This is a genomic window from Halorientalis pallida, assembly GCF_004118325.1.
Classification (GTDB): Archaea; Halobacteriota; Halobacteria; order Halobacteriales; family Haloarculaceae; genus Halorientalis; species Halorientalis pallida.
The window spans coordinates 390,485-409,351 of record NZ_RDFA01000002.1 but is presented as its reverse complement, the minus strand read 5'-3'; the positions used below and the strand labels follow the sequence as shown (position 1 = coordinate 409,351).

At 66.3% G+C, this 18,867-nt stretch carries 18 protein-coding genes; 8 read left to right on the top strand and 10 right to left on the bottom strand.

Features of this window, described 5'->3' with window-relative positions; translation table 11 throughout:
• Positions 1-40 precede the first annotated feature (40 nt).
• The 3 genes from EAF64_RS07255 to EAF64_RS20860 are packed head-to-tail and all read right to left on the bottom strand — an operon-like array spanning position 41 to position 1,494.
• Positions 41-646: a class I SAM-dependent methyltransferase gene (locus EAF64_RS07255; RefSeq protein WP_129068310.1), complete on the bottom strand. Its 606-nt coding sequence runs from the start codon at positions 644-646 to the stop codon at positions 41-43.
• A 39-nt stretch (positions 647-685) separates the two neighbouring features.
• Positions 686-934, bottom strand: a complete 249-nt coding sequence (locus EAF64_RS07250; RefSeq protein ID WP_129068309.1) for a hypothetical protein — start codon at positions 932-934, stop codon at positions 686-688.
• The gene (locus EAF64_RS20860; protein WP_193767606.1) at positions 925-1,494 is read right to left on the bottom strand and encodes a hypothetical protein; all 570 of its coding nucleotides are present in this window, start codon (positions 1,492-1,494) and stop codon (positions 925-927) included. The genes EAF64_RS07250 and EAF64_RS20860 overlap by 10 nt, the downstream gene beginning before the upstream one ends.
• Positions 1,495-1,638: 144 nt before the next feature.
• Between EAF64_RS20860 and EAF64_RS07240 the strand changes: the two genes are divergently transcribed.
• Both EAF64_RS07240 and EAF64_RS07235 read left to right on the top strand, forming a co-directional pair.
• Positions 1,639-2,751, top strand: a complete 1,113-nt coding sequence (locus tag EAF64_RS07240) for an NADH:flavin oxidoreductase/NADH oxidase (protein WP_129068308.1) — start codon at positions 1,639-1,641, stop codon at positions 2,749-2,751.
• Positions 2,752-3,391: 640 nt separating this feature from the next.
• Complete coding sequence (locus EAF64_RS07235) at positions 3,392-4,921, top strand: ATP-binding protein (protein WP_193767605.1); 1,530 nt, start codon at positions 3,392-3,394, stop codon at positions 4,919-4,921.
• Between the two features lie 510 nt (positions 4,922-5,431).
• Here EAF64_RS07235 and EAF64_RS07225 read toward each other — a convergent pair.
• Entirely contained in the window at positions 5,432-6,043 is a 612-nt protein-coding gene (locus EAF64_RS07225; RefSeq protein WP_129068306.1) for a VOC family protein, read from the bottom strand.
• 109 nt (positions 6,044-6,152) lie between these two features.
• Here EAF64_RS07225 and EAF64_RS07220 point away from each other — a divergent pair, with 109 nt between their 5' ends.
• Positions 6,153-7,160: an NADP-dependent oxidoreductase gene (locus EAF64_RS07220; RefSeq protein WP_129068305.1), complete on the top strand. Its 1,008-nt coding sequence runs from the start codon at positions 6,153-6,155 to the stop codon at positions 7,158-7,160.
• A 6-nt stretch (positions 7,161-7,166) separates the two neighbouring features.
• On the opposite strand, the gene EAF64_RS07215 is transcribed toward EAF64_RS07220, so the two are convergent.
• Complete coding sequence (locus tag EAF64_RS07215) at positions 7,167-7,964, bottom strand: hypothetical protein (protein ID WP_129068304.1); 798 nt, start codon at positions 7,962-7,964, stop codon at positions 7,167-7,169.
• Positions 7,965-8,089: 125 nt separating this feature from the next.
• Here EAF64_RS07215 and EAF64_RS07210 point away from each other — a divergent pair, with 125 nt between their 5' ends.
• Complete coding sequence (locus EAF64_RS07210; RefSeq protein WP_129068303.1) at positions 8,090-9,226, top strand: site-2 protease family protein; 1,137 nt, start codon at positions 8,090-8,092, stop codon at positions 9,224-9,226.
• A 3-nt stretch (positions 9,227-9,229) separates the two neighbouring features.
• On the opposite strand, the gene EAF64_RS07205 is transcribed toward EAF64_RS07210, so the two are convergent.
• Positions 9,230-9,706 (bottom strand): hypothetical protein, encoded by a 477-nt coding sequence (locus EAF64_RS07205; RefSeq protein ID WP_129068302.1) that lies wholly within the window; start codon positions 9,704-9,706, stop codon positions 9,230-9,232.
• Positions 9,707-9,788: 82 nt separating this feature from the next.
• Between EAF64_RS07205 and EAF64_RS07200 the strand changes: the two genes are divergently transcribed.
• Entirely contained in the window at positions 9,789-11,162 is a 1,374-nt protein-coding gene (locus tag EAF64_RS07200) for a cryptochrome/photolyase family protein (RefSeq protein WP_129068301.1), read from the top strand.
• On the opposite strand, the gene EAF64_RS07195 is transcribed toward EAF64_RS07200, so the two are convergent.
• Positions 11,163-12,719 (bottom strand): GMC family oxidoreductase, encoded by a 1,557-nt coding sequence (locus EAF64_RS07195; protein ID WP_193767604.1) that lies wholly within the window; start codon positions 12,717-12,719, stop codon positions 11,163-11,165.
• A gap of 142 nt (positions 12,720-12,861) precedes the next feature.
• Here EAF64_RS07195 and EAF64_RS07190 point away from each other — a divergent pair, with 142 nt between their 5' ends.
• A complete protein-coding gene (locus EAF64_RS07190) occupies positions 12,862-13,590 on the top strand; it encodes an SDR family NAD(P)-dependent oxidoreductase (protein WP_129068300.1) in 729 nt (242 codons plus the stop codon).
• Between the two features lie 22 nt (positions 13,591-13,612).
• On the opposite strand, the gene EAF64_RS07185 is transcribed toward EAF64_RS07190, so the two are convergent.
• Together EAF64_RS07185 and EAF64_RS07180 are read right to left on the bottom strand one after the other, a co-directional pair.
• On the bottom strand, positions 13,613-14,047 hold the full coding sequence (locus EAF64_RS07185) for a PaaI family thioesterase (RefSeq protein WP_227738902.1): 435 nt from the start codon (positions 14,045-14,047) through the stop codon (positions 13,613-13,615).
• Between the two features lie 66 nt (positions 14,048-14,113).
• Positions 14,114-14,917, bottom strand: a complete 804-nt coding sequence (locus tag EAF64_RS07180; RefSeq protein ID WP_129068299.1) for an N-acyl homoserine lactonase family protein — start codon at positions 14,915-14,917, stop codon at positions 14,114-14,116.
• Positions 14,918-15,035: 118 nt separating this feature from the next.
• Between EAF64_RS07180 and EAF64_RS07175 the strand changes: the two genes are divergently transcribed.
• Positions 15,036-16,757, top strand: coding sequence for an acyl-CoA synthetase (locus EAF64_RS07175; RefSeq protein ID WP_129068298.1), 1,722 nt, complete (start codon positions 15,036-15,038; stop codon positions 16,755-16,757).
• Positions 16,758-16,763: 6 nt separating this feature from the next.
• Here EAF64_RS07175 and EAF64_RS07170 read toward each other — a convergent pair whose 3' ends face one another.
• Positions 16,764-17,981, bottom strand: a complete 1,218-nt coding sequence (locus EAF64_RS07170) for an acyl-CoA dehydrogenase family protein (RefSeq protein ID WP_129068297.1) — start codon at positions 17,979-17,981, stop codon at positions 16,764-16,766.
• A 149-nt stretch (positions 17,982-18,130) separates the two neighbouring features.
• Here EAF64_RS07170 and EAF64_RS07165 point away from each other — a divergent pair, with 149 nt between their 5' ends.
• Complete coding sequence (locus EAF64_RS07165; protein ID WP_129068296.1) at positions 18,131-18,709, top strand: SprT-like domain-containing protein; 579 nt, start codon at positions 18,131-18,133, stop codon at positions 18,707-18,709.
• Positions 18,710-18,867 lie beyond the last annotated feature (158 nt).

Here is an 18,867-nt window from a genome sequence, read left to right as displayed (position 1 = left end):
ACTCACTCGGAAAGCAACCTGTGTGTAAACAAACCCCTCTTCAGGGCGACGGAATTTCCGGGTAGGACTGACGCTGGCCGGTCGAGTTGCGGGCCAGTACCCGAGCCGTGGCCCCGCGGCGGCCGTCGCGCCGTTCGGTCCGCTCGTCGTAGTGGACGACGGTGAGGTCCAGGCAGGCCCGCAGGAGTTCGTTGGCGGCGAAGCGGTACCGCTCCGTGCTGGGGCCCCGGTCCACTGCGTCCGTGGTCCGGAGGTGGTGCTGGACGAACAGGTAGCCGCCGGGTTCCAGCGCGGCCTCGATGTCGGCGAGGCGGTCGAGCGCCCGGTAGAAACTGACCGTGACCACGGCGTACCGCGATTCGGGGAACGCGTGGCTCGCCACGTCCGTCTGGACGAGTTCGAGGCGGTCGGCGACGCCCCGCTCGCGGGCGTTCTCGCGGGTGATCTCCAGACCCGCCCGTGACTGGTCGAGCGCGTCGACGCGGTACCCCTCGTCCGCGAGGAAGACGGCGTTGCGGCCGGTGCCGGTCGCCACGTCCAGTGCGCGGCCCTCGGGGAAGGCGTCGACGGCGCGTTCGAGCAACGGATCGGGCTCGGGGTCCTGCGGGTACTCGCCCGCGCGGAACCGTTCGTCCCAGCTTGGCATGACCGGAGCCACGACCGCCCGGAAGGTCAATGCCGGGGATCAGTAGTCCAGCGCGAACGCCACCAGGTCGGCCATCCCGAATTTCCCGCCGGCGTCGTGCGCGGGCAGTTCCGGCTCCCAGCCGGGCTGCACAGTGCGGAACGAGCCGGGGTCGGAGGTGATCAGGCCGATCAGCACTTCGGCGACGATCCGACTGCCGACGGTGCCGAACCGTGTGCCGCCGGTCTGCTCGCGGGCCAGCGCCTCGTCGAAGCCGATGTCCTCGTTGTCGAGGACGGTCACGTCCATCGCGCTGGCGACCGACTGCCCGGACGGCAGACCGAGCCGTCGCCCCCGGACGATGTTCCGGGAGGCCAGCGACCGCTCGAACGGCGGTCTGGTCTCCGCGACGAACGGCAGGTCGAGCAGGTCCGGGGACAGTTTCGAGGGGGGAACATCCGCCCGAACCGCCCCTGTCCGGGGTGGGCCGGGTCCCGCGGGACGGTCGACATCCCGCGGTGTTCGACCGTGGCGTGGTGGCGCATCGAGGTCGTCCCGCTTCCGCTCCCGACCGAGACTGTCACGGAGTCGACCTCGGTCGACGACCTCGACGCGAGCGTCATCGCCTCCTCGTGGCGGGTGTCCTCGCCGCGGCGAAAGCGGAGGTGAATCTCCGGGTCGTCCTCGCTCGCCCCACCCGCGTCGTCGAGGTCGACCGTCACCGCGTACTCGCCGTCGCCGTTCGTCGTGTCGGCTCCGAGGAAGTCGTCGGTACCGGGGTCCGCGTCGACGACCTGCACTTCGACCCCGCCGACCGGCCCGTCCGGCGGCGAGACGACCTGCCCCTGTCTCGTGTGTTGCGATTCCATACCGAAACGACAGCGCCGTTTTTCTCACATTCATCGATTACTAAACAATAAAAGAGTTCACCCGTTCAACCTATCGTCAGCGCGAAACCGGCCCGTCTCGCCGCGAACACCGGGGATTTGCGCTGGCACCGTGTTCGGTCCGTGATGACGGACGATCTCTTTACGTCGCTGACGCTGTCGGAAACGACGCTACCGAATCGCGTGATGGTCTCGCCGATGTGCCAGTACTCCTGTGACGACCGCGACGGCCTCGCGACGGACTGGCACTTTCAGCACCTGGCCAGCCGCGCCGTCGGCGGCGCGGGGGTCGTGATGACAGAAGCCACCGCCGTCGAGCCCCGTGGCCGGATCTCCCCGGAGGACCTGGGCATCTGGAGCGAGGAGCACACCGACGCGCTCGAAGGGAGCACCGAGTTCGTCCGCGAGCAGGGGAGCGTCCCCGCGATCCAGCTGGCCCACGCCGGGCGGAAGGCCGCGACGGCCCGCCCCTGGGAGGGTGGGGACCCGCTCCAGCCCGACGACGGCGGCTGGGAGACCGTCGCCCCGACCGACGAGCCCTACCCCTACGAGGAGGACGCGCCGCCGACGCGCGCGATGACCGAGGCCGACCTCGACGACGTGCGGGAGTCCTTCGCCGACGCGGCCCGCCGCGCGCTGGACGCCGGCTTCGAGATCGCCGAGGTCCACGCCGCCCACGGTTATCTCCTCCACGAGTTCCTCTCGCCCGTCACGAACACCCGCGAGGACGACTACGGGGGCGATTTCGAGTCCCGCATCCGGTTCCCCCTCGAAGTCGTCGAGGCCGTCCGCGAGGTATGGCCCGCCGAGAACCCCCTCTTCGTCCGTATCTCCGCGACCGACTGGCTCCCGGACCGAGAGTCCTGGACCGTCGACCAGTCGATCCGTTTCGCCGAACGGGTCAGCGAGGCCGGCGTCGACCTGCTCGACGTATCCTGTGGGGGCATCCACCCCGACCAGCAGGTCCCATCGGGTGGCCCGGGCTACCAGATCCGCTACGGCCGCCGGGTCAGGGAGGGCTGTGACGCGGCCCCCGAAGAGCTGCAGATCGGGGCCGTCGGCGGCATCACGACACCTGAACAGGCCGATTCCCTCGTGCGAAATAGCCGGGCCGATCTCGCGATCGTCGGCCGCGAGCATCTGCGTGATCCCTACTTCACGCTCCACGCCGCGCAAAAACTGGGGCGGGAGGACGAGGTGGACGTGCCCCCGCAGTACTACCGGGCGAACATCTACTAGTAGACATGGTAAAACTGAAATCGAACGCTCTGGAGCCGAAATGTCCAAAATACGCCACATCTGTCTGAATCCGATATTGCGGATAGGTCTCTGTGAGGGGACTGAGTTCAGGTGAGCGATGACCTGTCGTATGATGTTCTATCGAGACTCCGTCAGAATCAGTCTACTGGATATAGAAGTCGGGCTTTGTTCTGACAGGTGAATGAGTGCCATCTGACTCTGCCCTGTTGTATCGACGCAACCGACGTGAAAACGATGCCTGCTCATCGGAGGTCGTGACAGTTTCCGTACGACGCCCGAAGCGCTGCCAATCTGAAGGACATCAACGACAGAGGCCAAGCCCGTATCGACGAATGCGGTGCGAACATTCAGCCGAACTAATCGCCGCTGGACGAGACGTCTAACCACCGCACTAAATTCGAACGAGTTAGGAAATCGGTGAACGACTCCGGCCTCGGGTGTACTCACTCCCGAACCCACATCGATGAACGAACGCAGTCGTTCCGCAGGCTGTGACTTCGTCTCGTCGTCGCCACCACCAACTACCAACGCGGAGACAATCCGGGGAGTTCCGCGATCATGGCAGCAAATTCTGCCTGCGGCCTGAAACCCTTTTTCACAAAAAAGGATAATTGGCATGATGGGCTCTGATCAGTCGGTAATGGAGACAATTCGGAGGATAAAATCAGTTATCAGGCAGGATGCTCCATTTCACGATAGAGTCCGTGATGTACTGCATATCGGGAACCAGTACCTCGGCCTCGAACAAGGATATCTATCTCGCGTCAATGACCAGACCGACAAAATAACTGTAGTCGCTTCTGCTGAACCCACAGATCGGGCTTCTGACCTCGGAAAAAAATCCGAATTTATCGACAGGCATTGCTGGCGGACGGTGAAAGAAGATGGCATCGTCGCACTTCATAATGTGTTGGAGACAGACTTTGCTCAAGAGACATCCGAAGACCTTCAGCCCGGCTGCTACATTGGTACGCCGATCAAAGTAAACAAAGGGCTGTATGGCACACTGGGTTTCGTTGGCGTGGAACCACGACCCGAACCATTTAGCGACGCAGATTTTCTGTTCGTCACGCTCACCGCGCAAGTTTTCGAACGTGAACTTGTTCACCGACAGTTTGATTCGGAACTTACAAGAGAAACGAACCGCGCCAAAATCCTCAACAGAGTTCTCCGACACAACCTACGAAACGATATGTCTGTGATTCGGGGCCACGTACAGTTGATGGCCGAGCAACTGGAGGACGACCGACCGGGCGCGACCGCATTCCAGCATATCGATGAACTGCTCGAGTTGTGTCAGAAGGCCCGTGAGCTTGATGTTATCGTTAACGCCGAGTCGGAATACGAACTAACAGATATCACCACCTTGGTTGAGGATACTGCCGACACCGTCGCTGAGTCGTATCCAGACGCCACTATTGAACTGCAAGCAGACGAGCCAGTGAGAGCGGAGGTGATGCCGAGCCTCAAGCGCGGACTAAGAGAGCTGATCGAAAACGCGGCCAAGCACGGAGGGAACTCACCGAGTGTCACACTAACGATTGATGACACCGACAGCACGGTATCGATCCAAATTGCTGACACTGGGCCGGGACTCCCTGACATCGAAGCAGATGTCCTCAGCCACGGCGAAGAGCTGCCGCTCTCGCACGGGAGGGGGTTGGGACTCTGGATTACTTATTGGATTGTCACCAGTCATGATGGGAGAATTGAGCCGAGTGTTTCCGCTGAGGGAACGACCCTAACTGTAAGCCTTCCACGGACTGCGGGCACGGGGAGTAAACAAGGGATACTAAAACTCCAACGAGCCAGAGACAGGTACGAAGCAGCGTTTGAAGAGGCCCCCGATGCGATGGTGTTTCTCAACGATGACGCACGAATACTCGATGCGAATGCCGAGACGGCATCTGTACTAGGGATGTCTCGAAAGAACCTTCTGGGCCGTTCAGTTCGGGAATTCTACCAGGGGCCGGAAGAATTCGATACGCTCTGGTCTGAGATTATGGATAGCGGGAAATCCCGTGATACAATCGTTATTGAATCCACAGACGGAAATGAATACGTCTTGGAGTACTCGTCAAAGACTGAAATACTCCCTGATCAACACTTCCTGATAAATCGAATCGTCGAAACTCGTTCACAGTCCTAACACATTGAAGACGTGTCCGAATCGACTTTTAATACCTGGAGTTTGTTGATATGTGGACGTGACGAAATCTATTCGTAGTGCGGGAACAATTCTACACACCTATTATTCAGAGGCAAAGTGAGACAGTTGAGGTGTGCTCACGAAGATTGCCCGGTTCACGAAGACAGTTGTCTCGTTTGCTCAAAAAGTGGTTGTTGGAGATCCTACTCCAGCGTATCAACCGGGAAAAGACGGATATGCCGACTGAGTACTTCTCGCAATTCAGGGTCTGATGGAGCATCTCGGTCACGATTACCGGAAGCCGATGGATGTTCTTCCGGAGATACCGGTACTCCCGGCAAACCTCATTCCAGGCTCGTCATCACCGCCAACTTCCAAAGGGGCGGGCAAAAGAGCTGTCAACACGGGCTAATCTCATTCCTCGAGAGATTCTGACTGAAGTAACTATATTATCCCCAGACAATTATACTAGCATATCTGAAATGTGCCCCCGCAGTACTACCGGGCCTTCTAGAGTTCCGAACCGCTCGGCGCGTCCGGGAGTTCGACCTTCTCGTACTCGATGCCGAGTTCGTCCAGGGCCGCCTCCACGTCCTCCTCACGGGCGAAGTCAGCGCCGGCCTCCTCCCGGATGCGCTGGGCGGTCGCCAGCACCTCACCGTAGCGCTCGTCGGGGATGGAGAACTTGTCCGTCGAGAGTTCCAGCAGAAAGCCGTTGTGGTCGCGGGTGTACAGCGAGTGGAAGATACCGCGGTCGAACTCGTTGTAGTGGCGGTCGGCCGCCTCCAGGGCCTCGCGGATCTCGACGAACCGCTCGGGGTCGATCGAGAGCGCGAGGTGGTGGACGCCCCCGACGCCGCCGCGGGGCGGTTGCCGGTTCGACGGGCGGTCGCCGACGAAGAAAGTGATGATGCGGCCGTCGCCGGTGTCGAAAAACAGGTGCGTCGACGAGGGATCGTCGAGGTTGGGCTGGCGCAAGACCAGCGGCATGCCAAGGAGGTCGCGGTAGAAGGCGATGGTGTCCTCCTCGTTGCTCCCGACAAGCGTGATGTGATCGGTGCCAGTGGTGTGGATCGGACTGTCCGGGAGGTCCGCGGTCACTTCGGGGGTATCGTCTGTCATGGCACGCCGTAGGGGCGGGGTTCGCTTGGGCCTGTCGGCGGTCCCAGAGTGCCAGCGTCCGGATGCTGGACCCGAACACTCAACAGGGAGACGCTCGTCGCCATGTGTCATGGCTGGCACAAACCGGCAGTGGATTCTGGAGAGCCGACCGACAGGTGAACCGACGATGGACAACTTCGACCTCCGAGAATCGGAGATTCCCGAACCGGACCACGGCGAGGTCCTCGTGGAGTCGCGCTATCTCTCGGTCGACCCGTACATGCGCGGCCGGATGCGCGACGCCGAGTCCTACGCCGAACCGTGGGACGTGGGCGACGTGATGCAGGCCGGCGTCGTCGGCGACGTGGTCGAATCCAACCACCCGGAGTTCGAGGAAGGCGACGTGGCCACGGGCAACCTGCGCTGGGCCGAGTACGCCGTGGCCGACGGGGACGACCTCCAGCCCGTCGACCCGGACCTCGCGCCCGTCTCGACGGCGCTGGGCGTGCTGGGAATGCCCGGCCGGACGGCCTACTTCGGGACGCTCGAAGTCGCCGAGCCCGAACCCGGCGACACCGTGCTGGTCTCGGGTGCGGCGGGCGCAGTGGGATCGGTCGTCGGTCAGATCAGCAAGCTCGCGGGCGCTCGCGTGGTCGGCATCGCCGGCGCGGACGAGAAGATCGACTGGCTCACCGAGGAACTGGGCTTCGACGCCGGCATCAACTACAAGGAGGCCGACAACCTCTACGCCGCGGTCGGGGAGGCCTGTCCCGACGGGGTCGACGCCTACTTCGACAACGTCGGCGGCGAGATCACCGACGCCGCCTTCGCCCACCTGAACGTCCGGGCCCGCGTCGCCGTCTGTGGTCAGATCTCCCTGTACAACGCCACCGAACGCCCGATGGGACCCCGGAAGCTGGCGGGCCTGATCGAGACCCGCGCCCGCGTCGAGGGCCTGCTCGTCCGGGACTGGGCGGGCCGGTTCGGCGAGGCGACCGAACAGCTGGCCGAGTGGGTCCAGACCGGCGACGTGCAGTACCGCGAGACCGTCACCGAGGGCTTCGAGAACATGCCCGAGGCGTTCCTGGGGCTGTTCGACGGCGTCAACATCGGCAAGCAACTCGTCGAAGTCGAGTAACGGGCTTCAGGCGGTGTCGTACCGGACCGAGCCGTCGGTGACCGTCGCCACCGTCCAGGCCCGGCCCAGATGCGTACTCTCGCGGAGATGGTGTTCGGGCACGAGCGGCAGCGGCACAGGTCGATAGCCGTGAGCCTTCATCGCGGCGACCCCGGTGAACGTCCCGATCTCGCGCTCGTGATCGAAGACGTGCATCTGTCTGTCTTCACCGCGGCTGTACCGGTAGGGAAACGCGGCCGGGTCGGGCCCGGGACAGCGGAGCGAGTCGACCGACTCGAGGGCCGCCCGGACCGTGCCGTCGGCCGCACAGACGAGTCGCGTGGCGTCGGACTCGTCCGCGCCGGGTCCCGCTGTGGGCTCTTCCCGCCAGGTCACGGCCTCGTCGGCCCGGACGCACGCGTAGCTGTCGTCGGTCAACATGATCCGGTCGGGGACCGTGTAGAACGTCCGGCGGCCGTCCGTGTCGGCCCGGCACAGGAACGGATCGGTCAGGAGCTCTCGGACCGCCGCGGCGGTCTCCGGGGCCGCGACGAACAGCGTCGCCTGCCCGTCGCGGGCCGCGGCCGCGAGGCGGGCGACCGCAGTCAGCGCGAGCGTGTCACCGCCGAGTGCCGACCGGCCGCCGACGCCGCTCCGGCCGGCGAGTGGCTCGACGGCCAGCGGCCGGTCCGTGACGGCGTCGGGTGCCGAACCGTCGACGGCGACGGCGGCGGGACCGTCCCCGGACAGGCGCGTCACCTCGAACCCGCGGTCGCGGAGGTCCGCCAGGACCGGCTCGGGGTCGGGTCGTGGTGTGTGTACCATCGTCGACGGTTAGGGCTGGACCGACATGAACACACGGGGCGACTGCGCACAGACGCCGCGTACCTGGTGGAATCGCCGCCTGCCGGGCGAACAGGTATTTAGTGCTCGCGACCCTAGACCCGTCGATGTCGACCCCTCCGTCGTCGACGCCAGCGTCCTTGCCAGCGGAACTCCCGGACCCCGAATCGCTGTCCGAGACCTTCCACGTCTACGACGTCGAGATAGCCGACGGCGACGCCCGCTACTACGGGGAACCCCTGGACGCTCAGGACACCGTGGTGCAGAAACTCGCCCCGCGCTTCCGTGAACGGGGTTACCGCCTCCGACTGGCCCGCGAGACCGGCGAACACGTCCTGGTGGCGACCGAACGGTCCACGGAGGTCGAGGGTATCCCCTGGACCAACGTCGCACTGTTCGGCCTCACGGTCGCGACCACTCTCTTCGCGGGCGCTCGATGGTACGGGTTCTCCCTCGACGGCAGTCCCACCGCGTTGCTCGGGGCCTGGCCGTTCGCCCTCTCGGTGCTCACCGTGCTGGCGGTCCACGAGTTCGGCCACTACGCGCTGAGTCGCTACCACGGCGTCGAGGTGTCCCTGCCGTACTTCATCCCCATCCCGAACGTCCTCGGGACGCTGGGCGCGGTGATCCGGATGCGCGACCACATCCCGAGCCGTCGCGCACTCTTCGACATCGGTGTCGCCGGCCCGCTGGCCGGCCTCGCCGCGACTGTCGTCGTCACCGCGATCGGCGTCTCCCTGCCGCCAGTGGACGTGGGGGCCGCCGCCGGCACCTCCTTCGCCCAGCAGTACCAGCTCGGCTATCCGCCGCTGATCCAGGGTATCGCCATGTTGCTCGGCGAACAGCTCTACTACAGCGATCCCTCACTGATCGCCAACCCCGTCGTCATCGGCGGCTGGGTCGGCGCGTTCGTCACCTTCCTAAACCTGCTCCCCGTGGGGCAACTCGACGGCGCGCACGTCCTCCGGGCGCTGATCGGGGACCGCCTCGACACCGCCCAGTTGCTGGTGCCCGTCGGCCTGCTTGGGCTCGCGGCGTACGTCTACGTCTTCGAGAACGCGGGGATCGTCGCCGGCCTCTGGGGTTTCTGGGCGCTCCTGTCCCTGCTGTTCACGAGGGTCGGCGGCGCCGAGCCACTCGACTCGACGCCGGTCGATCCCCGCCGTCGGGCCGTCGCGGCCGCGACGCTCGCGCTGGCCGTCCTGACGTTCACGCCGATCCCCATCGTCTTCACCGGCTTCTGAACGCTACTGGACGAGCCCCGACCCGATGGCGACGAGCGGGACCAAAATTGCGAGGTAGGCCGCCGCCGAGAGCGCCCAGTCGAGCCGGGTCCGCTCCACCCGGGCGCGTGTCAGCCCGCGGGACTGTGGGAGGACGACCACGACGAAGAAGCCGACCATCGCGAGGTACATGACCGCCGTCGTGAACAGGTACGTACTCGTCGAGGGCCCGAGCAGTCCCTCACCGAACAGGAGGAGGGTGACGAACAGCGGGCCGCTGGCCCCGCCGGCCAGGTAGTGGACGACCGCAGCCAGCCGCGGGTGGGCGTCGGCGGGCCGACGGTCGGTGAGGACGCCCGCGGCGACCAGCGGCGGCGTCATGCCCTCCGGGAGGCGTGCCATCACGCCGTCCATCCCGAGCGTGGCGATTGCCCCCGCCACGACGCCGACGACGAGTCGAAGCGGTACCGAGAGCGACGGTGTGGCGACCAGCGGTTCCATACCCGTCCCTCGGGCTCGCGACCACTTCGGCGTTCCCGTTCGGGAGCGAAGCCCCCAAGCCGTCGCAGGCCCTGACACGCGTATGCGTCTGTTCTGGCACCGCCGCGACCTGCGCACCCGTGACAACGTCGGCCTGGCCGCCGCCGCGAACGACACCGTGGTCCCCGTCTTCGTCGTCGACGAGGACCTGTTCGACGCCGTCGGGGGCCGCCAGCGGGCCTTCTTCCTGCGCGGCGTCGAGCGACTGCGCGAGCGCTACCGCGACCTGGGGAGCGACCTGGTCGTTCGGACCGGGGATCCCGAGTCGGTCCTCCCCGGCGTCGCCGCCGAGTTCGACGCCGACGGCGTGACCTGGAACGAACACTACCGGGCGGCCCGCCGGAACCGGACCCGGCGGGCCCGCGCGGCGCTCGACACCGACACCGCCGAACACACGGACCACGTGCTGGTCGATCCCGGCCGTCTGGACCGGACCTACCCGAACCACAGCCAGTTCCACGACGACTGGCAGGCGGTCCCCAAACACGACCCCGCTCCGGAGCCCGACCCGGCCGACCTGGCCGACGTGCGCGACGACGGTGCGATTCCGACGGCCGGCCCGGACATCGACCTCCCGACGGCCGGCTACGACGCCGCCCGCGAGCGGTACGACGCCTTCCTCCAGGCGGGCATCTACAGCTACAGCGACACCCGCGACGACCTCGCCGCGGCCGTCGACCGGCCGACACAGGCCGTCTCGCGCATGTCGCCGTACCTCGCCGCCGGGATGATCGGGATTCGAGAGGTGTGGCGCGACGCCACCGAGATCTACGACGCCGTCGACGGGCCCGACCGACGCAACGTCTCGAAGTACCGCTACGAACTCTCCTGGCGCGAGCAGAACTACCACCTGCTGTACTACAACCCGGACCTGCCCGTCGAGAACTACAAGTCGATACCCAACGCCATCGAGTGGCGCGACGACCCCGAGGATTTCGCGGCCTGGAAAGCCGGCGAGACCGGCTATCCCCTCGTCGACGCCGGGATGCGGCAGTTGAACCAGGAGGGGTACGTCCACAACCGACCCCGGCAGGTCGTCGCCTCCTTCCTGAGCAAGCACCTGCTGATCGACTGGCGCAAGGGTGCGCGCTACTTCACCCAGCAACTGGTGGACCACGACCCGGCCTCGAACCACGGCAACTGGCAGTGGACCGCCGGCACCGGCACCGACTCCGTCGACGTGCGCATCTTCGATCCGGTGAGTCAGATGGCAAAATACGACGACGGCGCCGACTTCGTGCAAGCCTACGTCCCCGAACTGCAGGACGTGCCGGCGACGAAGGTGGTCGACTGGCCGACCCTGTCCCAGAAAGAACGCGACGAACTGGCGCCGGACTACCCCGATCCCATCGTCGGCCGCAACGAAGGGTACGAGCGCGCCCAGCGCACCTTCGAGCGGGCGCTGGGCAAGCGGTAACTAGTCGTCGCCGGCGGGAACCGCCCGGTCGCTGGTGACCATATCCGCGGCCTTCTCCGCGATGGCGATGGTCGGCGCGTTCGTGTTCCCGCTACTGATCGTCGGCATCACCGACGCGTCGACGACGCGGAGGCCGTCGACGCCGTGGACGCGCAGGTGGTCGTCGACGACGGCCATGTCGTCGTCGCCCATCTTGCAGGTGCCGACGGGGTGGTAGACGGTGTGGGCCGTCTCGCGGACGTGTTCCTCGATCTCGGCGTCGGTCTGGACGTCCTCGCCGGGCCAGACCTCCTCCCCGCGGAACTCGTCGAGTGGCTCGGCCTGTGCGATCTCTCGCGACCGCTTGACGCCCTCGACCATCACCTCGAGGTCGCGGTCCTCGCTGAAGTACTGGGGATCGATCACCGGATCGTCGAACGGGTCCGCCGAGTCCAGTGTGATCCGGCCGCGACTCTCCGGGCGGACCTGTGTCGCACCGATGGAAAAGCCCATGCCCTCCTCGGGGTTGGCGAACCCGTGTTCCATGTAGTAGACGGGGGCGAAGTGGAACTGGAGGTTCGGCGCGTCCAGATCCGGCTCGGTTCGGACGAACCCGCCGCTCTCGGCGATGTTGGTCGTCGCGGCGGGCTCGGGCGGGCCGCTGGTGCGCTCGTAGACGGTGAAGGCGAAGAGGTGATCCTGCAGGTTCCGCCCGACGCCGGGCAGGTCGACCTGCACGTCGATGCCGTGGTCGGCCAGGTGGTCGGCGGGCCCGATCCCCGAGCACATGAGCAACTGCGGGGAGTTGACCGCGCCGGCGCTCAGGATCACTTCGCCGTCGGCGGCGGCCTCGTGGCGGTCGCCGTCCTGTTCGTAGACGACGCCCGTCGCCCGGTCGCCCTCGACGGTGACCGCGGTGACCTGTGCGCCCGTCTCGACGGTCAGGTTGTCACGCTCCAGCGCCGGCTTGACGTAGGCGGCGGCCGCGCTACACCGTACCCCGTCTTTCTGCGTGACGTGGTAGTAGCCGACGCCCGCCTGGTCGGCACCGTTGAAGTCGTCGTTCCGCGGGATGCCGACGGACTCGGCCGCCTCGATCAGCGCCGCCGAGGTGGGGTGGGGGTCCATTTGACCGGTGACGTTCAGCGGGCCGCCCTCGCCGTGGAACTCGTCCGCGCCGGGCTCGAAGTGTTCGGCGCGCTCGAAGTACTCCAGCATGTCGTCGTACCCCCAACCCTCGTTGCCCTGCTCGGCCCAGGTGTCGTAGTCGAGTTCGTTGCCCCGGATGTAGATCATCGCGTTGATCGAACTCGACCCGCCCAGTACCTTCCCGCGAGGCCAGTACAGCTCCCGGTCGTCCAGTCCCGACTGTGGCTCGGTGTAGTACTCCCAGTCCACGTCGCTTTTGAACAGCTCCCCGAACAACGCGGGGACGTGGATCTCGTCTTTCTCGTCCGGCGTCCCGGCTTCCAGCAACAGGACGTCGGCGTTCCCGTCGGCCGAGAGACGGTGTGCCATCGCGCAACCGGCCGACCCGGCGCCGACCACGATATAGTCGTGGGTGTGGGTGGTTCCCATGACACGTACACGGATGATTATCTATTAAAGATTGCTGGTACCAATCCCCAATCCGAGCGCTCTGCGTTGGCGTCGGTGTGGATACCAGACGGGTCACGGCCGACCCCAAGGAGTAATGTGGCAACCCGCCGGAATTTCGGGTATGACTGCGGCGAGACAGCGAGCGATGGTGGTGGGGGCGTCCTCGGGGATCGGTGAGGCGCTTGCGCGGGAACTCGCGGACGCGGGCTACGACGTGGGCCTGACCGCCCGCCGGCGGGAACTGCTGGAGGACCTGGGACGGGTCCTCCCGACGAAAGCGTACGTGGCGCGCACGGACGTGACCGAGACCGAGGCGGCCCGCGAGACCTTCCAGGAGGTCTGTGACGCGATGGGCGGGGTCGACGTGGTCGTCCTCAACGCCGGCGTCGCGTTCGAGAACCCCGATCTGGAGTGGGAACCCGAGCGGGACACCGTCGACACGAACGTCCGCGGGTTCACCGCGCTGGCGACCGCCGCGATGGACCGCTTCGAGGACCAGGGCCACGGCCACCTCGTCGGCGTCTCTTCCGTCGCGGCCCGCTTCGGCAACGGCGAAGCGCCCGCCTACGGCGCCTCGAAGGCCTTCGTCTCGAACTATCTGGAGGGTCTGCGCTACCGGACGGGCCGCCTCGACGCCGACGTGGACGTGACGACCGTCGAACCCGGCTACGTCGACACGGACCTCGCGGGCGGTGACTTCTGGAAGGCAGACCGGGAGACCGCCGCCGAACAGATTCGCCGCGCCATCGAGAAGAAGCGCCGCCACGCGTACATCACTCGTCGTTGGGTGCTGATCGCGAAACTCATCGACTACATGCCCGACGTGCTGAAACGTCGGCTGTTCCGCTGAGCGGATCGAGCGCCGACGTCGCTCAATCGAGCGCGTACCCGATGTCCTCGGTCAACTCCACGTCGCTCTTCCTGAAGGTGCCCGTCCCGCGGGCCAGTTCGTTGCCATCGTCGTCGGTGGCCACCGCGCCCGCGATCAACTGGCTGGGGTTGTCGTTGAGGACTTCGCCCTCGGCGTGGATCGCGCCGGTCGAGACGGGCCGTTCGAGATAGAGGTTGAAATCGGTGGTCAGCACGAACACGTCCTCGACCAGCGAGTTGGCCGCGAAGAAGGCCGCGTCGTCGAGCGCTTTGAAATAGAGCGACCCGTGGACCGCGCCGAGGGCGTGGTGATACTCCTCGTCGACTGGGATCTCGAGTGTTGCCTCGCCCTCCCGGATCGACAGTTCGCCGGGCACGTGGTCGTTGACGTTCGAGCCGTGGTACATCGCCTCCAGTTTCCGGTAGTGGTCCGACACGGCCCGTCACAGACGCGGGGACGGCAAAAACGGTCTGGTCGGCCGCTCCCTCCGAACCGCGCTGGCTCAGGGCAACTCCTCGCGCATCCGCGCCACGTCGTCGCCGTCGTGGCCACAGAAGACAGCGGCGTCGGTCCGGCGCTGGAGGTCTTTCAGGAACTGGAGGCTGTCGAACCAGTCGCGTTTGCTCCACATCAAGGCCCCGCCCATCGGTTGCTCGTCGTGGAAGTTTGCCCGGGTGTAGGCCTCGTCGCCGGTGAACAGGGCCGTGCCGAACCCGTCGAGGTCGAGTCGCGTCCCCAGCAAGCCGGGCGTGTGGCCCGGGAGGTGGAGCAGTTCCAGATCCGCGAAGAGTTCCGTCCGCTCGCGGTGGACGATCTCCCAGTTCAGGTCGTGATCGAAGTCCCCGCGGACGTAGGCCGTCGAGCCCTCGTCGGTCTCTGTGCTGTAGTAGGCGTATTTCAACTCGTCTTCGTGGACGTAGATCGGCACGTCGGTGCCGGCGAAGTTGTGGAGGCCGCCGGCGTGGTCCAGGTGGAGGTGGGTCTGGACCACGGCGTCGATGCCGTCGAGGGCGTAGCCCGCTTCGTCCAGCGCGTCGGGGAGCGCGTGCTCGTCGGCGTCGTAGTGCTCGAAGGCGTCGTACAGGGCGGTGGGCCAGTGGCCGTCGCCGGCTTCGGGGTGGGAGCCGGTGTCCCACAGGACGGTGGCCTCGGGGTGGTCGATCACCAGGTTGTACACCGGGCCCTCGCCCATCATCGTGTCGGGGTTGGGTTCGGTCGCGGTGCCGACCGAGAAGTTCTCGATGATGTGGTTCACGTCCGTCCGGAGCGTGCCCCGGTCGACGACCGCCACGGTCGCGTCTACCATGTCCGTGAGTGCGACCGCGGTGTGTTAAAATTTCGTCCCGTCGGCTTACCGAAGTGACGACACGTTCCGGGGAAACGTGTATCACGGTGCCGTCTGAATCGGTACTGGTTACCAACCTATGTCACGTGGCACCCGTCTCGACGCCTACCACTTCTACGAGGACGACTGGGACAGTTACGAACAGTTGCGGGAGGCCTTCGAGTGGGAGGTCCCCGAGCAGTTCAACATGGCGACGTACGTCTGTGATCGCTGGGCCACCGACAAGCGTCGCGTGGCCCTGTTCGGCGAACACGAGTCACGCGGCGACTCGACACCCAGTGACGCGACGGGCGTCTCCGCGGGCGACCGCGAGACCTACACCTTCTGTCAGTTCCAGAATATCACCAACCGCCTGGCGAACTACCTGCGTGAGCAGGGGGTCGAACGCGGCGACCGCGTCGGCGTGAACGCGCCCCAGCGACCGGAGACCGTGTTCGCCCACGTCGCGGCCTGGAAACTCGGCGCAGTCTCGGTGCCGCTGTCGACGCTGTTCGGTCCCGACGCCGTCGAGTACCGCCTCGACGACTGCGACGCCGTCGCCGCCGTGGTCGACGCGTCGAACCTCGACACCGTCCGGGAGGCCCGCGAGTCTCTGCCCGCGCTGGAGACGGTCGTGACCGTCGGCGACGCCGACCCGCAGGCCGACGAGGTCACGTTCCAGGACGCCCTGGCCGACCAGCCCCGGACGTTCGAGACGGTCGCGACCGACGCCGAGGACGACGCGATCATCATCTACACGTCGGGAACGACCGGCGATCCGAAGGGCGTCCGCCACGCCCACCGGATGTTGCTCGGCCACCTCCCGCTGTTCGTCACGACGATGCTGAACATGGAACTGCGCGAGGGCGACGTGTTCTGGACGCCGGCCGAGTGGGCCTGGATCGCCTCGCTGTTCGACGTGGTGGTGCCCGCACTCTACTACGGCCAGCCGGTCGTGGCCTACAACGGCGGCCAGTTCGACCCGGAGACGGCCTTCGAGGTGATCGAGCGCTACGGCGTCTCGAACTTCTTCGCGCCGCCGACGGCCCTCCGGATGATGATGCAGGTCGAGGACACCGAGCGGTTCGACGTGGCGAGTCTGAGAACCATCGCCAGCGGTGGCGAGTCACTCGGCGAGAGCATCGTCGAGTGGGCCGGGGCGACCTTCGGCGGGACGACCGTCCACGAGGGGTACGGACAGACGGAGGCCAACCTGCTCGTCGGCGGCTGTACCGCCCTCACGGAGTTCCGGGAGGGGTACATGGGGCGGCCCGGCCCCGGGCACGAGCTGGCCATCGTCGACCCCGAGACGGCCGAGCCGACCGTCGACCGCGGCGAGGTCGGCGAGATCGCCGTCCGGTACGAGGGCAACCCGGTCTGTTTCGTGGAGTACTGGAACAAACCCGAGAAGACGGCCGGCAAAGTCCGGAACGGCTGGCTGCTCACCGAGGACCTCGGGCGGATGGACGACGACGGCTACGTCCAGTTCAAGAGCCGGAAAGACGACGTGATCATCTCGGCGGGCTACCGGATCGGGCCGGAAGAGGTCGAAGACAGCGTCGCCGGGCACCCGGCCGCCGCCGACGCCGCCGTCATCGGCGTCCCCGACGACGAGCGCGGGACGGTCCCGAAGGCGTTCGTCGTCCTCGCCGACGGCCACGACCCGACCGACGAGACCCGGGAGTCGCTCCGCCAGCACGTCCGGGATCGACTGGCCAAGTACGAGTATCCGCGAGACATCGAGTTCGTGGACGACCTCCCGAAGACCGCGACGGGAAAGGTCAGACGCGCGTCCCTGCGCGACCGGTCGGGGCTGGACTGACGGCGGTCAGCCGTCGAACCGCGTGAGCGCGTCGAGTTCCTCCGCGGGCACGTCCTCGAAGGCCTCGCGCGCGACGGTGCGCTTGTGGACCTCGTCGGCCCCGTCGACGATGCGGAACTGCCGGACGCTCTCGTAGAAGTCCGCGACGGGTAGGTCCTTGGCGATGCCGTTCCCGCCGAGGAACTGCAGGGCGGTGTCGATGGCCTCCTGGGTGGCGTTGGCCGTGAACACCTTCGCCATCGAGACTTCGACACGGGCCTCGTGACCGTCGGCGATCCGGTCGGCGGCCTGCCGGACGAGCGACCGGGCGGCCGCGAGGTTGGTCTCCTGCTCGGCGATGACCATCCGCGGGTGCTGTTTCTCGGCCAACTTGGAGCCAAAAGCGTCGCGTTCGCTCATGTAGGCCTTGGTCACGTCCAGCGCCCGCTCGGCCATCCCGGAGTAGCGCATACAGTGGGTCAGCCGGGCGGGACCGAGCCGTTCCTGAACGTGCTGGAACCCTTTGCCCGCCTCGCCGAGCAGGTGCTCTTCGGGGACGCGCACGTCGTTGTACTTGATCTCGGCGTGGCCCATCCCGTGCACGTCGCTGCCGACGTGGGGGATGTTCCGGACGACCTCGACGCCGTCGGCGTCCTTGGGCACCAGAAAGACCGAACAGCCCTCGTACGGGTGGGCCTCCTGGTCCGTGCGAGCGAACACGAGCAGTACGTCGGCTTTGATCCCCTTGCTGGTCCACCACTTGTGGCCGTCGATGACCCACTCGTCGCCGTCCTTCTCCGCGGTGGTCTGCAGCATCTTCGGGTCGGAGCCGCCGCCCTGCATGGGCTCGGTCATCGAGAAGCCGGAGGCGATCTCGCCCGCGACGAGCGGTTTCAGGTACTCCTCTTTCTGGAGCTCGGAGCCGTGGAGTTCCAGCAGGTGCATGTTCCCCTCGTCGGGGGCGTCGACCCGCATCGCGATCTGCCCCAGCGTCGACCGCCCGGCCTCCTCGAAGGTCGGCAAGGTGTCACGGAAGTCGTAGCCCATGCCGCCGTACTCCTCGTCGATCTGTGGCGCGTAGACACCGTACTCGCGAGCGGCCTCGCGGAGTTCCTCGATGGTGCTGTCCGACACCGACATCCCGCCCGACAGTTCCCGCTCTTTCGGGAGGACGACCTCCTCCATCAGGTCGTGTGCGCGCTCCGCCAGTTCCTCGGCCGCCTCGGAGTCGTTGAACGTGAGCATCTTCCCGAGAGATTCCGGCCCAGACATCATAAATCCCGTGCCGAGATCTCACAATGTTAGAATATGAGGTGCGAAACTCGCACGTTGTTAGCGACCGCACCCGGGTTGCGGGCGGAAGCGCTTAGGGGATCGGCTTCGAGGGGTCGGGCGTGACGAGTGGAAACCGGACGGCACGCGAGGACCCGACGACGCGGGTGGGCCTGCTGTCGCGGGCGGCCGAGTACGCCGCGACGGTGGCCATCGACCTCGACGTGGCCGATCTGGAGTGGGCAATCTCCGAACGCGCCCGCCGGCGGGCCGGCTGTTGCCGGTACGATCCCGACAGCGGCGAGATCACCGTCGTCCTGACCTGGGACGCCTATCGGGAGTTCGGCTGGGACGAGTTCGTCGGGACGATCAGGCACGAACTCGTCCACGCCTGGGAGTTCCAGCGGTTCGGCGAGTCCGGCCACGGTGATCGCTTCTACCGCAAGGCCGACGAGATCGACGCACCCCGACACTGCCGGTCGTTCACCGACGGCCGGATCGAACTGGTCTGCACCGCTGCGGACTGTGACTGGCGACCCGAGCGCCACCGCGCTTCTCGGCCCGTCCGGGAACCCGACGCGGGCTACCAGTGTGGTGAGTGCGGGGGCGAGTACGTCGTCCGCCACCGCGCGTCGGGTCGGACATGGCGGACGGCGGAGGGCTACGAGCGCGCTCGCGAGTCGCTGGGCGACGACTGGTGAACAGCTGGCTGAGAACCCCTCACACAATAGCCCTCCGGAGCCTACGGGGGTCCGTTTCGCCTGCCGCTGGGGGGGCGGTCCGGATGCGGCGCAGTCGGGCGGTTCTCGACCCGAAGCGAGCGGGTTCGGCCGGCTGGAGCCTCGGATCGCCCCCTCCT